The 12,453-nt window shown below is 68.5% G+C and carries 12 protein-coding genes, 1 tRNA gene and 1 pseudogene; 10 read left to right on the forward strand and 4 right to left on the reverse strand.

What is annotated here, in order from left to right:
• Positions 1 to 22: 22 nt before the first annotated feature.
• Positions 23 to 1,561, forward strand: coding sequence for a non-canonical purine NTP pyrophosphatase (locus EJF31_RS20515; protein WP_185736363.1), 1,539 nt, complete (start codon positions 23 to 25; stop codon positions 1,559 to 1,561).
• Positions 1,554 to 2,369, forward strand: a complete 816-nt coding sequence (locus EJF31_RS20520) for a Dam family site-specific DNA-(adenine-N6)-methyltransferase (RefSeq protein ID WP_185736364.1) — start codon at positions 1,554 to 1,556, stop codon at positions 2,367 to 2,369. The genes EJF31_RS20515 and EJF31_RS20520 overlap by 8 nt, the downstream gene beginning before the upstream one ends.
• A 48-nt stretch (positions 2,370 to 2,417) precedes the next feature.
• Here the strand turns inward: EJF31_RS20520 and EJF31_RS22590 are convergent.
• Positions 2,418 to 3,610: pseudogene (locus tag EJF31_RS22590) on the reverse strand (low temperature requirement protein A).
• A 293-nt stretch (positions 3,611 to 3,903) separates the two neighbouring features.
• On the opposite strand from EJF31_RS22590, the gene EJF31_RS22195 reads away from it, so the two are divergent.
• From EJF31_RS22195 to EJF31_RS20555, 5 genes are all read left to right on the forward strand, one after another.
• The gene (locus EJF31_RS22195) at positions 3,904 to 4,149 is read left to right on the forward strand and encodes an MmcQ/YjbR family DNA-binding protein (protein WP_221767680.1); all 246 of its coding nucleotides are present in this window, start codon (positions 3,904 to 3,906) and stop codon (positions 4,147 to 4,149) included.
• Positions 4,150 to 4,223: 74 nt separating this feature from the next.
• Entirely contained in the window at positions 4,224 to 5,954 is a 1,731-nt protein-coding gene (locus EJF31_RS20540; RefSeq protein ID WP_125039052.1) for a helicase, read from the forward strand.
• 559 nt (positions 5,955 to 6,513) lie between these two features.
• Positions 6,514 to 6,747 carry a DUF3099 domain-containing protein gene (locus EJF31_RS20545; protein WP_125039053.1) on the forward strand — a complete coding sequence of 78 codons (234 nt, stop codon included), beginning with the start codon at positions 6,514 to 6,516 and terminating at the stop codon, positions 6,745 to 6,747.
• Positions 6,748 to 6,799: 52 nt separating this feature from the next.
• Positions 6,800 to 7,003: a hypothetical protein gene (locus EJF31_RS20550; protein WP_125039054.1), complete on the forward strand. Its 204-nt coding sequence runs from the start codon at positions 6,800 to 6,802 to the stop codon at positions 7,001 to 7,003.
• Between the two features lie 76 nt (positions 7,004 to 7,079).
• A tRNA-Gly gene (locus EJF31_RS20555) sits at positions 7,080 to 7,153 on the forward strand.
• 23 nt (positions 7,154 to 7,176) lie between these two features.
• On the opposite strand, the gene EJF31_RS20560 is transcribed toward EJF31_RS20555, so the two are convergent.
• Entirely contained in the window at positions 7,177 to 8,292 is a 1,116-nt protein-coding gene (locus EJF31_RS20560; protein ID WP_125039055.1) for a DNA glycosylase AlkZ-like family protein, read from the reverse strand.
• A gap of 74 nt (positions 8,293 to 8,366) precedes the next feature.
• Here EJF31_RS20560 and EJF31_RS20565 point away from each other — a divergent pair, with 74 nt between their 5' ends.
• Positions 8,367 to 8,807 carry a VOC family protein gene (locus EJF31_RS20565; RefSeq protein ID WP_125039056.1) on the forward strand — a complete coding sequence of 147 codons (441 nt, stop codon included), beginning with the start codon at positions 8,367 to 8,369 and terminating at the stop codon, positions 8,805 to 8,807.
• 82 nt (positions 8,808 to 8,889) lie between these two features.
• Here EJF31_RS20565 and EJF31_RS20570 read toward each other — a convergent pair whose 3' ends face one another.
• Entirely contained in the window at positions 8,890 to 9,714 is an 825-nt protein-coding gene (locus EJF31_RS20570) for a nuclease-related domain-containing protein (protein ID WP_221767681.1), read from the reverse strand.
• A 125-nt stretch (positions 9,715 to 9,839) separates the two neighbouring features.
• Between EJF31_RS20570 and EJF31_RS22000 the strand changes: the two genes are divergently transcribed.
• Together EJF31_RS22000 and EJF31_RS20575 are read left to right on the forward strand one after the other, a co-directional pair.
• Positions 9,840 to 10,007 carry a hypothetical protein gene (locus tag EJF31_RS22000; RefSeq protein ID WP_185736366.1) on the forward strand — a complete coding sequence of 56 codons (168 nt, stop codon included), beginning with the start codon at positions 9,840 to 9,842 and terminating at the stop codon, positions 10,005 to 10,007.
• A 32-nt stretch (positions 10,008 to 10,039) separates the two neighbouring features.
• The gene (locus tag EJF31_RS20575) at positions 10,040 to 11,062 is read left to right on the forward strand and encodes a serine hydrolase (RefSeq protein ID WP_125039057.1); all 1,023 of its coding nucleotides are present in this window, start codon (positions 10,040 to 10,042) and stop codon (positions 11,060 to 11,062) included.
• A 24-nt stretch (positions 11,063 to 11,086) separates the two neighbouring features.
• Here the strand turns inward: EJF31_RS20575 and EJF31_RS20580 are convergent, their stop codons facing one another.
• Positions 11,087 to 12,448 carry an MFS transporter gene (locus tag EJF31_RS20580; protein WP_125039058.1) on the reverse strand — a complete coding sequence of 454 codons (1,362 nt, stop codon included), beginning with the start codon at positions 12,446 to 12,448 and terminating at the stop codon, positions 11,087 to 11,089.
• Positions 12,449 to 12,453: the final 5 nt, after the last annotated feature.

The raw sequence follows: 12,453 nt of genomic DNA on the forward strand, positions 1-12,453 counted from the left end.
CTCGGGCGGCAAGCAGGCGCGAGTGGTGTTCTTTACCTCTAGTGCAAGTAAGTACCTTCAGGCTCGCCTTGTTTTTTCGATGTATGGGCTGGACCTGACCCAGCGAGCTCATGATGACCGCGAGTACTCGGAGGACTACTCCGGCAGCCCAACGGACTTGTTGAAGTCCGCGGTCAACGAGGTAAACCGTCGTTCTGGTGGCGGTGCGCTCTTCTTCATTGAGGACACAAGCATCCGCATTGAGGCACTTAGCCGTGGCGCGGCCGATCAGCCAGGTTTGCGGGCGAAGGAATGGTTCGCCGACACTTCGTTCAACGATCTTCAAGACGCAATTGACACGAACGGCGGCGATAGGCGAGCCACCGTAACCTCGCGAATCGCCTTATCCTTGCCAGGATTGAACAGGCCTCAATTGTTTGAGGGATCGATGTCTGGTGAAATTGTCTCCGAGTTGCCGAATCTCACGACAGATCCGCTATATCCTTGGCTAGCGAGCGACAACTTTAGCGCCTGGATCGTCCCCGACGGCGCCGATCGAACCCTGTCGGGGATGTCGTTCGAGCAGTCCCTCGAATTCGACTTTCGAGTTCGATCACTCCGGTTGCTAGTTGACCGCCTCGAGGAGTACGCACTGGTCGCCAACGCGGGCCCCCCGGTCTTCATTCCGCCAGCGCGTGTTCGTGACAGCCAGCCAACCCTTTTCACCATAGATAAGCCAATCATTCTCGTTATCGGCCCCACCTGCGCGGGCAAGTCGACGTTCGGCGCAATCGCACAGGCCGACAGCGAGGCGCAGGTCGTTGATGCCTCATCGATCGTTCGAATCATTCGGGAGGAACGCGACCAAGCGCAAATTGATATTGGAACTTTTGCGACCGAACTCCTCCGCGACGAGGGGCCAGACGTCGTTGCCCGACGAATCTCATCCGAGTTCATTGACGACAAGCCCCGTGACAAGCCCATCATAATTACGGGTTTCCGAGCCATCGAAGAAATCGAATTCATGAGGGAGAGCGCTGAAGATATCCGCGTGATCTCTATTGAAACTCCGGCTCGCCTGCGTTACGAACGCTATCAAAAACGCGGCACGCGGCGCGACATTACTACTTTTGATGAGTTTCAAGATCTCGATGCCGAACAGCACGCGCTCGGCTTGCTTCCCGTAGCGAGCACGCTCGCAGATCTAAGAATAGAGAATGTGCACTCGCTCGAAATCTACTACCAGCAGATTGCATCTGTACTCGACATTCAAGTGAGTAACCCTGATTCCGTCAGCACTCGAGGGGTATCGATCGTCCACTCACGCCTGGACCCCGACAAGAGCCAGTTGCTGCGTTGCTTGAAGATCCTGCGGCGGGCTGGCCGTCCCCTAACCACCCAAGAGATCGAAGCGGCGTTCGACGACGGCCCACCGATCCGGTACAACAATGCGAACAAGATGCTCAAGCGCTACCCGCAGCTGGTTCGGCGTCAGGAGAGTCGAGGAGCCAACGTGAGATATCAGATGACGCCCGCTGGCTTGGCCTTCCTTAGCGCGATCGAGAAGATGAATCGTGCCTAACGCTTCGCTACTTCGCTGGGTAGGGGGCAAGGTTCGTTACGCCCCGGAACTAGCGCGGATCCTGGCCTCGGCCAAGTGGGCTCGCGGATCTCGCTATGTTGAGCCATTCGTTGGAGGCGCCTCGGTCTACTTCGCGCTCGGTCCCAAGCGGGCCCTCCTGGCGGACGCGAACCCCGACTTAGTTTCCTTCTATCAGTGTGTTTCAGATTCCGCCCAAGCCGTGTACGAGATCGCCCGTGGCCTGTCCGGAAGGACGAGCAACGCAGAGTTCCTGGACTATCGCGCAGAGTTCAACGAGCTCCAAAGCGGAACCCGCAAGGCGGCGCTCTTCCTGTATTTGAACCGAACTTGTTTCAACGGAGTTTGGCGGGTCAACCGTCAAGGAAACTTCAATGTGCCCTTCGGTTCAAGGGAACTTACAATGCCGGAACTTGGCGCTTGGCTTGAGGTTTCTGCCTCTTTGAAGTCAGCAGACATCCAATGCTCGGACTGGGCCGCAACAGTCAACACCGTGTCGAAGCAGGATGTCGTGTTCATTGACCCGCCGTACCATCAGGCTAACTCGACTGAAAGCTTTGCTCGGTACACGAAAGGCGTGTTCTCTGAGGGCGATCACCGAGCGCTCGCGGCACGCGTCGACGCGCTGGACGCGCTCGGATGTCAAATCTTGTTGACCGTCTCAGATTCATCGCTGATTCGCGATTTGTATCCAAACTTCAAAATTTCCGAACTCGGTGGTTGGTACACCGTAGGAGCAAAGGGCTCACATCTACGATCGAACGAAATCGTCCTGCGAAATTTCGGATAGGACCGTCGCGGTGACCCACACTGCGACGATGGGGTGTGGCTGCCTCCGTCAGTTCGTGTCGCGCAGCCGTAGGACGCGGGTGAATCGGCCGTAGCGCCAGGCGTCGAAGGTGGCCAGGCTCAGGAATGTGCCGGTGACGATGGTGACGTTGGCCAAGGGTGCGACCGGTGTGGCTGCCAGCACCGCGCCCGCGAGGACGAGCCAGGCGGCGACGACCAGGCGGGGGAGGCTGGGGTGGTCGCGGACCCGCCAGCGCAGGGCGGAGAGGGTGAGCAGGTAGAGCGCGGCTCCGGCGTACAGCGTGAGGACCGCCATCGCCGGGGTGTCCTCGTGGGCATCGGCTGCCACCTCGTCGAGCATCACCCGCAGCCCCACGGCGAGCATGACGATGCCGGCAACGGCGGGGAGGTGCAGGTAGGTGAAGGTGTCCCGCGCCATCCGGGTGCGGTCGTCCCCACGCACCTCGCGCAGCCGGTGCTCGGCGGCGACCGCGATGGCGTTGAAGTACGTGCGCCACAGGGCGATCGCCAGCGCGATGCCGAGCAGCGCGCCCCCGAGCAGCGGCCCGTCGATTGCGCTGTGCGAGACGGCCTCGCCGACGCTGACCACCGACTCGCCGATCGCGATGATGATGACCAGTGAGTGCCGCTCGGCGAAGTGGCGCGGCGCGGCCACCCGCCACCCGCCGGTCGCGCCGAGGAAGTCCCGACGTAGTCGATGAGCACCGCGGCCGACCACAGGGCCAGCCGCGCGTCGGGCGAAAGAACAGCGCCGACGAACAGCAGGACCAGCGCCGGCAGAGTGGTGAGCAGAGTGCGCTGGATGATGCGACGCAGCCCGGCGTCGTCACCCGCCGCCCACCAGTAGAGCAGCAGGTGGGCCAGCCGGATCACGGCGTACGCGACGACGAAGACCACCGGTCCGGAGAGGCCGCCGGGCACGTCCCCGAACGCCTCGTGGATGGTCAGGGCGACCACGAAGAAGCCGCCCATGGCCAGGAGCATCGCCACCCGCAGCGGACCCTCGTCGGCCCGCGCCTGGTTGCCGAGCCACGCGTACGCCGACCAGCCGAACCAGATCAGCGCCATCAGCACCATGCCCTCGACCAGGCCCCGGACGTCGAGGTGGCTGAAGATGGCGCCGCTGACGGCCGTGATCGCGTAGACGAACACCAGGTCGAGCAACAGCTCCAGCGTCGTCACCCGGTGTTCGTCGCCCGTCGGCTGGAAGCCCCCTCGCATCCGCCCAGCCTAAGGTCGTCATGCGACGCTCGCGGAGGTTGATCAGGGCCAGGAGTGAGCAGGCTTGGCGTCTGGAATGCCAAACACCAACGACCACTGTTTGTCGGCACCCACTGTCAGACTCACGACGTGTCCAGGCCGCCGCGCATCGAGCCCTCGGGCGACGTCGTCGCCCGGATCGCGTCGACCGCGTTGGCCCTGCCCGAGGCCTACGGGAGGACGCGTGGACGGGCGTGCGGTGGCGGGTCCGGAAGAAGACCCTCGCGCACGTCCTGGTCGCTCAGGAGGGTTACATGTCGGCGTACCGCGACGTGACGGGGGTGGCGGAGCCGACCACGGTCCTGACCTTCCGATCATCCGGCGACGAGCTGCTGGCCCTGGCTCACGCCGGGCCGCCGTTCTACCGGCCACCGTGGTCGAGCACGGTCGTCGGCATGGTGCTCGACGACGACACCGACTGGGGCGAGGTGGCCGAGCTGGTGACCGAGAGCTACCGGTTCTGCGCTCCCCAGAAGTTGAGGCACCGGCTGGATCGATGACATCGCACGGTCCCTGGCGGCCGACGTGGGCGAGCCGGATCTGATCGCGACGGCGACGCCGGTAGCGTCCGGGGGTGGCCAGCTCTCGCCGATCCAGTGCCCGTCGACGCGGCGAGGGCACGCGCCGGAGCGGGACGCGCCAACCGCGGCCGTTGCCGGTGGCGGGGCCGGGCGAGCGGGTGTGGGTGCTCGACGTCCCCTACGGGACACAGGTCGAGGGCGCCACCTGGCACCCTGCCGTCAGGACCCACCTGTACGTCGGGCGCGCCCTGCCCGCGCACCTCGCGCCCTACGCTCCGGGGCCCTACACGCTGGGTCGGTTCATCGAGAACACCCTCAATCCTGACGATCCGACGCCCAGCCCCGAGCCGACCGACGAGCTCGAGCCCCGGAGGATCCAGTTCGAGGCGGCCGATGCGATCGCGGCGCGCGCCGCGGCGGGTGGACGGCAGTTCCTGCTCGCCGACGAGCCCGGCGTGGGCAAGACGATCGCCGCCGTCCTCGGGGCGACGGCGGTGGGTGACCTCCGCGGCGCGCGACGGGTCCTCGTCGTGGCCGACCGGCCCGCCGCGATCACGATCGGCCACTGGTGCCGCACCATCACGGCCCTGGGGGATGGCGGCCTGGAGTGGGTCGTGATCACGTGGGACCGGCTGGAGAAGGTCAAGGACCACACGTGGGACGTGATCATCGCGGACGAGGCCCACGCCCTGCGACGTACGACGACGAAGCGGTGGAAGCTCTGGGCGCGGATCTCGGGACACGGGCGGCCGCACGACACGGCGCCGTTCGTCATCGCGACCACCGCGACGCCCGGTCACACGCCGCTCGAGCTGCCCTACCTTGCCCCGGCCTATGCGCAGGTGCTCGGCGAGTCGATGAAGGAGTGGACCTCTGCGACGCAGCCCGGGCAGGCGTTCGCCAGCGCCCTCGAGCGCCACGGGGTCGGGGTGGAACAGGGACGGTACGGCGCGACCTGGACCACCGATCCGGCACGGCGCGCCGCGGACCTCAAGCTCGTGCGCGGCTGGCTCGACGAGGAGCGGCCCCCGGCGATGCTGCACCGGGCCGCGCCGTGGGGGCCGGTGCCGATCTCCGGCATGCCCGTGGCGCTCACGCCGGCCGAGCGCACGGCGTACGAGGCCGAATGGGGAGAGTTCTGTCGCGAGATGGACATCGCCCGGCGCGGCCGCAACGTCGCGAAGGGGCGGGCCGCGCTGCTGCGCTTCCGGCAGAAGGCCGGGCTGATCCGCGTCGACTCGACGGTCGCCTGGATCGCCCAGCAGGTCGAGGCCGAGCGGCAGGTGGCGTGCTCGGTCGAGTTCGTCGCGACCGCCGCCGACCCGATTGCCGACCGGCTGCGTGACTCCGGCATCGACGTCGCCACGATCTACGGCCGCGACCGGTTCGACCCGGAGGCCGAACGGCTCCGGTTCCAGACCGGGCAGGCGAAGGTCTGCGTCTTCACCACGGTCGCCTCGATCAGCCTGCACGCCGGCGAGACCCTCGCCGACGGCCGCCGGGCGAGCACGGAGCCGCGGGTCGGTGTCTTTCACCAGGCCCGCTTCTCGGGCATCGCCGGACGGCAGGTGACCGGCCGCACCCACCGCGACCAGCAGGTCTCGCCGTGGCACATCGCGTACGCCGAGGGCACGGTCGAGGAGCAGGTCGGCAAGGTGATGGTGGAGCGGATCGCCGCGGCCTCCGACACCGTGGGCGGCGACACCACCGGCCTCGCCGACCTCGCCCAGCTCCTCGGAGCCGACTGGCTGCCCGTCACGACCCTGACCGAGGACGGCGCCTGACCGGGCTCGGCTCAAGGTTCGGGACGTCGCTGAGGTGGAGAAACCACCCAGTTGGAGGGCGCTGCATTCCGCCGCCTTGATGGGACCAAGCGGGGCGCGCTAGGAGTAGCGGTGACTCTTCGCCGCATGGCCCTGCTCGCGTGTGCAGGTGCGTCCGTTCATCGAACGGTGCCCACACAGCGCGTCGGTGGGCGCAGCCTCGGAGACCACCCGGGCCGTCGGCTTCGCGCGTCTGACAGCCAACGTGGCCGGCGTCGAGGAGGCTGTGGACCCAGCTGACCTCTCGCCATACCTGGCCTCGCGCATCGCCCGCATCGCCGCTTCCTTGCTCATCGTGGGCTCACCCGACGAACTCTAGGCGCGCATGCCGACAGTTTCCGTCAGGCGCGGCCGGGGCAACCGACCCGCTGCCCGGTACATGGCGCCGGGTCCATGAACGCGGGTTCCCGCGAACAGCTCAGGTGCGTCATTGCGCTGCGAGCTGGACATCGCGATCTCCCGACGAGCGAGCTCGTTGCGGCCGAGCGTTCCTGGCGACCAGAGTGGCAAGGTGGAGGTGATGAGACGACGCCAACGCATCACGGCCGCCGGGGTGCGCCGACCGCAGAGCGAGCGGCTGCGGCGGCGTCGACGGTGGTACTTCACCCTGATGGGCACCTGCCTGGTGCTGATCGTGCTGGCCTGGAACCTGGTCCGGCTCTGGTCGACGACGGCAGCCGTGGCCATGTCGGTCGTGGCTGCGGTGCTCCCACCGATCGCCGTGATCGTCGCCAACTGGGGCGAGGACCGCTGACGACGAGCGGTCGACGGCGCTTGGCCTGGCTGACTGGGCTAGCGTTGCCGCGATGAACAAGCCAGATCTGGGCGACCGCTACGGCGGCTCGAACGTCGCGATCAAGATCCTGTGGTCACTGGTCGCGCTGGCGATGATCGTCCTCGGAGCGATCTGGACCTTCGCAGGCACGGGTGCCGCCCACTCGTTCGGCCCGATCGTCGCGGGTCTCGGTGTGGCGTTGGCCTATGTCGCGCTGATCCAGAAGCGTCACTGATCCAGGGTCACCGTTCGGCGGGTCCTGCGAGTGGGGCATACTTCGGACGCGTCAGCGTCGTCAGAGGCTGGCCCACGCGGACGTGGTGTAGTTGCAGCACGCTTCCCTTCCAGGGAAGGGGTCGAGGTTCAAATCCTCGCGTCCGCTCCACTTCTTGAAGCGCCGCGCAGCCGCTACTGCGTCAGGCGGAGCCGCAGCTCCCGCCCGAGGATCGCTCCCAGCCGTTCGGCCTCCCGTTCGACGGCATCGCGGGGGAGTGCTTGTTCGTCGAGCCAGGTGACCGTGAGCTCGTCGCCGGTCCGTGCCCACGTCCCGCACACGACGCCACCCGCGACGACCGGGTTGGCCTTGCGGGTCATCAGGTCCCGTCGCGACGGCGGGGTGACGTGCACGTCCTTGGTGCCCGGGCCCATCAGCCACTGGTCGTGGCCGGGGAGGAAGCGCACGGCCTCCGAGGGAGAGGCGGCCAGCAGGCTGTCGACGTCCTCGCGCACGACGTACGCCGTCGTGCCCTCGACGTCGACGGCGACCAGCCGGTCGCCGAGCCCGGCGAACCAGGTCGTGAGGCGCTTGCGGCCCGCGCTCAACCCCTCTCCCAGCCAGTGGTGAAGGTTGTCGGTCGTCGCCGGACCGTAGGTCCGGAAGTACGCCAGCACGGCCCGCGGACCCGCGTCGTCGAGCTCGGGGACGCCCTGCCACCGCGGGTTGGCGTCGAGGCGCTGGAGCGTGCGCTGCCCGTCGCGCCGGGGGCCCAGGCCCACGTCCCCCTGCCAGCACAGCGGCTTGACCAGGGTGCCCGTGCCCTCCTCGAACACCGGCGCCAGGTGCGCGTACGCCGGGTTCGTCGCCAGCACCTGGCCGAGCTCGGGGACGGTCAGCGGCCCGTCGTCCAGCGCGGCACGCACGGCGGCTCGGAAGTCGGGCCAGTCCGTGGCGCCGAGCCGGTAGTACTCCACCCAGCTCCGCAGCTCCCACTGCCGGCCGGCCGACCGCAGGGCGAGGTAGAGGCCGCCGTCCTCGGGCGAGAGGTAGTGCATCGACCCGCGGAACGAGAACGACTGGATCACCTCCCCACTGGCCAGGGCCGCCGCCAGCTCGCCCGACTGCGACTCCTGCTGACGCCTGCGGACCGCCAGCTCGGCCAGGCCGTCGTCCATCGAGAGCACCGCACCGAGACGACGTACGACGTCGGCGACGGAACCGTCTCCGACGGGGTCCAGCAGGTGCCGCCCCATCCGCCAGGCCAGTGCCTGCACCCACGGGATCGTGGCCTCTGCCGGTGCGCTCATGCCCCGCAGCCTCGCACCGATCCCGGACGAATGGCGTCCTGAACGGCCGCACGAGGCTCGTAGAGGATGGGCCCATGGGAGTCATCAAGCGCTTCGACCACGTCGGCATCACCGTCGCCGACCTCGACCTGGTGACGGAGTTCTTCGTCGGCCTGGGTCTCGAGGTCACCGGGCGGATGTTCGTCGAGGGCGAGTTCCTCGACACCGTGTGCGGCATCCCGGACTCGCGGACCGAGATCGTCGGGCTGCAGGCGCCGGGCGGTGGGACCTGGATCGAGCTTGCCACCTTCGTCCGACCCGACCACCAGCCGGGCTCGCCCGACGCCATGGCCACCGAGCTGGGCATCCGCAACGTCTCGTTCGAGGTCGAGGACCTCCCCGCGACCGTCGAGAAGCTGGCCGCGGACGGCTACGGGCTCGTCGGCGGCATCGGGGAGTACGAGAACACCTGGCGGATGGCCTACGTCCGCGGCCCGGAGGGCATCATCGTGTCGCTGGCCGAGCGCATCGGCTGAGGTGCCGTCATCGTGGAGCCTGCGGCGCACCCTGTACGCCGCAGACTCCACGATCCTGCCGATCGGGCCGGACCGCCGGGCCTCAGACGGCCGGGAAGGCCGAGGCCAACTCCCGGTGCACGCGCTGAACGACGTCAACGTCCAGGGGACCGACTGACTCGAGGTGGGTGATCAACCGCTTGGGCCAGAGGACGTGGACGCCGCGGGTGGAGAAAGCGCCGCCGATGAGTGGCCAGTCCGCGTCGACGAAGCACAGGACCGGGTGGACAGGGACCTCACCGACCACGGCTCGCACCAGATCGGCCTGCTTGAGGACGCCGTCGACGAGCTTCGTGCAGTCCCGGCCGCCGACGACCAGCTTCTCGGTGCGCGGGCGCAGCAGCCCGCCCTCGACGCGCAGGTCAGGGCGACCCTTGAGCCGCTTCGCGTCGATCACGTGGACCCCGGTGGGGGTCACAGCGAGGTGGTCGATGTTCGCGCGACTTCCCGGGATCCGTCGGTCATGGAGCATCCGACGTACGTCGGATGCCGCGTCGTTCAGGCGGGCGCCGAGCCGTTCCTCGCCCACGGCGCCGGTGTCCCACGCAGTCGTGGACTGGGGCTCATCGCTCAGCGCCAGGATGAGTCCGCCGATCTTGGGGTGCCGGGTGCGGATCCGGTCCTCGCGCGCGGCCTTGCGTCGCTCGAACTCGCGCCGCGCCGACCCACCGGGGGTGCCCGGTTGCAGCGTTTCCTCGAGGGCCGGCGCCTCTGTCGTCTGCTGGGCGTGGTCAACACAACGGACGGTCCGGCTCGATCGCTCGTAGATCGCCTCGGCCTTCGCCGGCAGTTCGTTGCCGCACACGTGACACGTGCCGGCGTAGCGCAGCCGCATCCGTTTCTCGTCCGGTTGGGTCCCGTCATCCATCCCGCGAACCTGGTCACGGATCGTGCCGGTGTTCGCGGTTCCGGGACCAAAGCAACTGGTCACCAGTGACGCCGCCCCGCAACCTGAAAGGGTACGAACGGAGTCCTCTGGAGGTGTTGTTGGCCGTGAACGAGACACTGACATTGATCGCCGTCGTCCTGATGCTCGCGGGCGCCTTCCTGCTCATCGCCGGCATCGGTGCGGTCGTCCTCTGGGTCGCCACGATCACGGTCGGGATCGCCCTGGTCGCGATCGTGGCCTACCGCAACCGGCAGAGCGGCCATCACGCCTGAGGCGCCCCGGCCGGGTTGGTAACTTCGACGCCATGCAGTCGCTCCACGACGCAGTGGCACGGGCGGCGGAGGACGGCGGTTTCTCCGGGGTGGTCCGCGTGGACCGCGCGGACGAGGTGGAGCTCTGCGCGGCGTACGGCTTCGCCGACCGTGCCCACGACGTGCCCAACACCGTCGACACCCAGCTTGGGATCGCCAGCGGCACCAAGGGCCTGACGGCGCTCGTGGCGATGAGCCTGGTCGAGCGCGGGACGCTCGGGCTCGACACCACCGCCCGCTCGCTGCTCGGGGACGACCTGCCGCTGGTGGCCGACGACGTGACGATCGAGCACCTGCTGGCACACCGGTCCGGGATCGGCGACTACCTCGACGAGGACGGCGCCGACCTGAGCGACCACCTCATGCCGGTGCCGGTGCACCGGCTCGCGACGACCGAGCAGTACCTCGCGGTGCTGGACGGGCACCCGACCGTGTTCCCCGCCGGCGAGCGGTTCGCCTACAACGACGCCGGCTACGTCGTGCTCGCACTCCTCGCTGAGAGGGCGACTGGCGTGGAGTTTCCCGACCTGGTTCGCGCCCTCGTCTGCGAGCCCGCGGGCATGGCGGACACCGCGTTCCTCCGCTCCGACGAGCTGCCCGGGCGCGCCGCCCGCGGCTACCTCGCGGTCGACGGCCTGCGCACCAACGTGCTCCACCTGCCGGTGCGCGGCAGCGGCGACGGCGGCGCCTACTCGACCGCCGCCGACCTCAGCGCCTTCTGGACGGCCCTCGTCGCCGGCCGGATCGTCTCTCCGCAAACCCTCGCCGAGATGGTGCGACCCCGCAGCCACTGGCCGGACCTGTCCTACGTGAGCTCGCGCGACCACCGGCGCTACGGCCTGGGGTTCCACCTGCACGCGACGGGCGACCAAGTCTGGCTCGAGGGGTACGACGCGGGGGTGTCGTTCGCGAGCCTGCACGACTCCGCGTCGTCGGTCACCTGGACGGTCATCTCCAACTGGACCGACGGCGCCTGGCCGGTCGTCCGGGTGCTCCGGGACCGGTTCGGCAGCTGAGCCCCGGAGCCTGACGCCTGCCGGTCAGTGGACCGGGTCGGGCTCGTGGTCCGGGACCGGCGCGTCGGTGTCGATGAGCGACGGCGGCCCGACCGCGAGCCCCTCCTCGGCCTCCGGCGACGACGCACGCGCGTCGGCCAGCACGTCGGCGGGGACGTGCTTCTCGAGGAAGCGTCGCGCCATGCGGGTCGAGGGGTGCACCCCGATCGTGGCCAGCACGATGACCCCGGCGATGACCAGCCATCCGGCGGCGCCCCAGTTGATCGCGAGGAACGTGTAGACGGCGGGCGCCCACACCTTGCCGAGGGTGCTGCTGAGCCCGGCCGCACCCTGGTAGGCGCCGCGCTGGCGCGGGTCCATCAGCTCGGCCTCGAACGTCCAGCTCGCGGCGGAGAGGTAGAGCTCGGCGCCGGTCACGGTCACGTGACCCAGCCAGACCAGGGCGATGGTCAGCAGGCCGACGGTGTCGTGGGTGGCCAGGGTGATCAGGCAGGACAGCACGAAGAAGGACGAGGAGATCCGCACGGCCTTGAGCGCGGTCCGCAGGTCCTTGACCCCGCGGGCGGCCGCCATCGGCAGGAAGATGCACATCACCGTGTTGGTGCCGAAGAGGAAGGCCAGCAGCACGCGTGGGGCGTCGGTCTCCTGCACGAGCCACAGCGGGATCACGACGTTGAGCAGCACCTGGTTGGTCCAGAAGACCCCGCTGAAGAACTCCGTCAGCAGCCAGCCGGGGTTGCGCAGCGGCCCCGGCCCGGGGACCTTCACCTTGCGCTCGTCGGCGGTGCGGTCGTCGTGCGCGGCCCGCGGCAGCCGGGTGATCGCGACCGCGTTCACCAGGAACGCGACCGTGGTGAACCACGGCAGCATGTGCAGCACGTTGTTGGAGTGGAAGGCCAGCGCGACGCCGCCGACCGTCGATCCGAAGGTGAAGCCCACGTTGAGCGCGGAGTACATGTAGGCCCGCGACTTCACGCGCTCGTCGGGCGGCAGTACGTCGATCGTGTAGGTGCCGAACGCGGCCCCGCCCAGGGCGCCGATGACCTCCATGCCGACCGCCATCGCGACGTACCCGTGGAAGTCGTGGATGAAGGGCCACACCGAGAACATCGCCGCCTGGCCGGTGGCGCTCACGGCCCACATCTTCTTGGGCCCGAACCGGTCGACCAGCTTGCCCATCGGCAGGGCCGCGAGGAACGAGGCGATGCCGGCGATGGTGAGGCCGAGGCCGACCTGGGCGGCGCTCAGCCCGACGATCTGGGTGAAGAACACCGCCGATCCGGTCATGAACGTGCCCTCGCCGAGGGCGAAGAGGAGGGACTGGGCGGAGAGTCGCCCGGCGAGCGGGGACGGCGGGCGCGCGTGGCGGAGGAGTGCGGTGAACATCGGGT

It is taken from the genome of Nocardioides sp. LS1 (assembly GCF_003865225.1).
Lineage (GTDB): Bacteria > Actinomycetota > Actinomycetes > Propionibacteriales > Nocardioidaceae > Nocardioides > Nocardioides ginsengisegetis.

Coding starts and splice junctions, on each gene's coding strand:
- EJF31_RS20550 (WP_125039054.1), top strand. CDS start 6,800: ATGAACAAGCCAGATCTGGGCGACCGCTACGGCGGCTCGAACGTCGCG.
- EJF31_RS20570 (WP_221767681.1), bottom strand. CDS start 9,714: ATGGATGACGGGACCCAACCGGACGAGAAACGGATGCGGCTGCGCTAC.
- EJF31_RS20575 (WP_125039057.1), top strand. CDS start 10,040: ATGCAGTCGCTCCACGACGCAGTGGCACGGGCGGCGGAGGACGGCGGT.
- EJF31_RS20545 (WP_125039053.1), top strand. CDS start 6,514: ATGAGACGACGCCAACGCATCACGGCCGCCGGGGTGCGCCGACCGCAG.
- EJF31_RS20580 (WP_125039058.1), bottom strand. CDS start 12,448: ATGTTCACCGCACTCCTCCGCCACGCGCGCCCGCCGTCCCCGCTCGCC.
- EJF31_RS22195 (WP_221767680.1), top strand. CDS start 3,904: ATGTCGGCGTACCGCGACGTGACGGGGGTGGCGGAGCCGACCACGGTC.
- EJF31_RS20560 (WP_125039055.1), bottom strand. CDS start 8,292: ATGAGCGCACCGGCAGAGGCCACGATCCCGTGGGTGCAGGCACTGGCC.
- EJF31_RS20565 (WP_125039056.1), top strand. CDS start 8,367: ATGGGAGTCATCAAGCGCTTCGACCACGTCGGCATCACCGTCGCCGAC.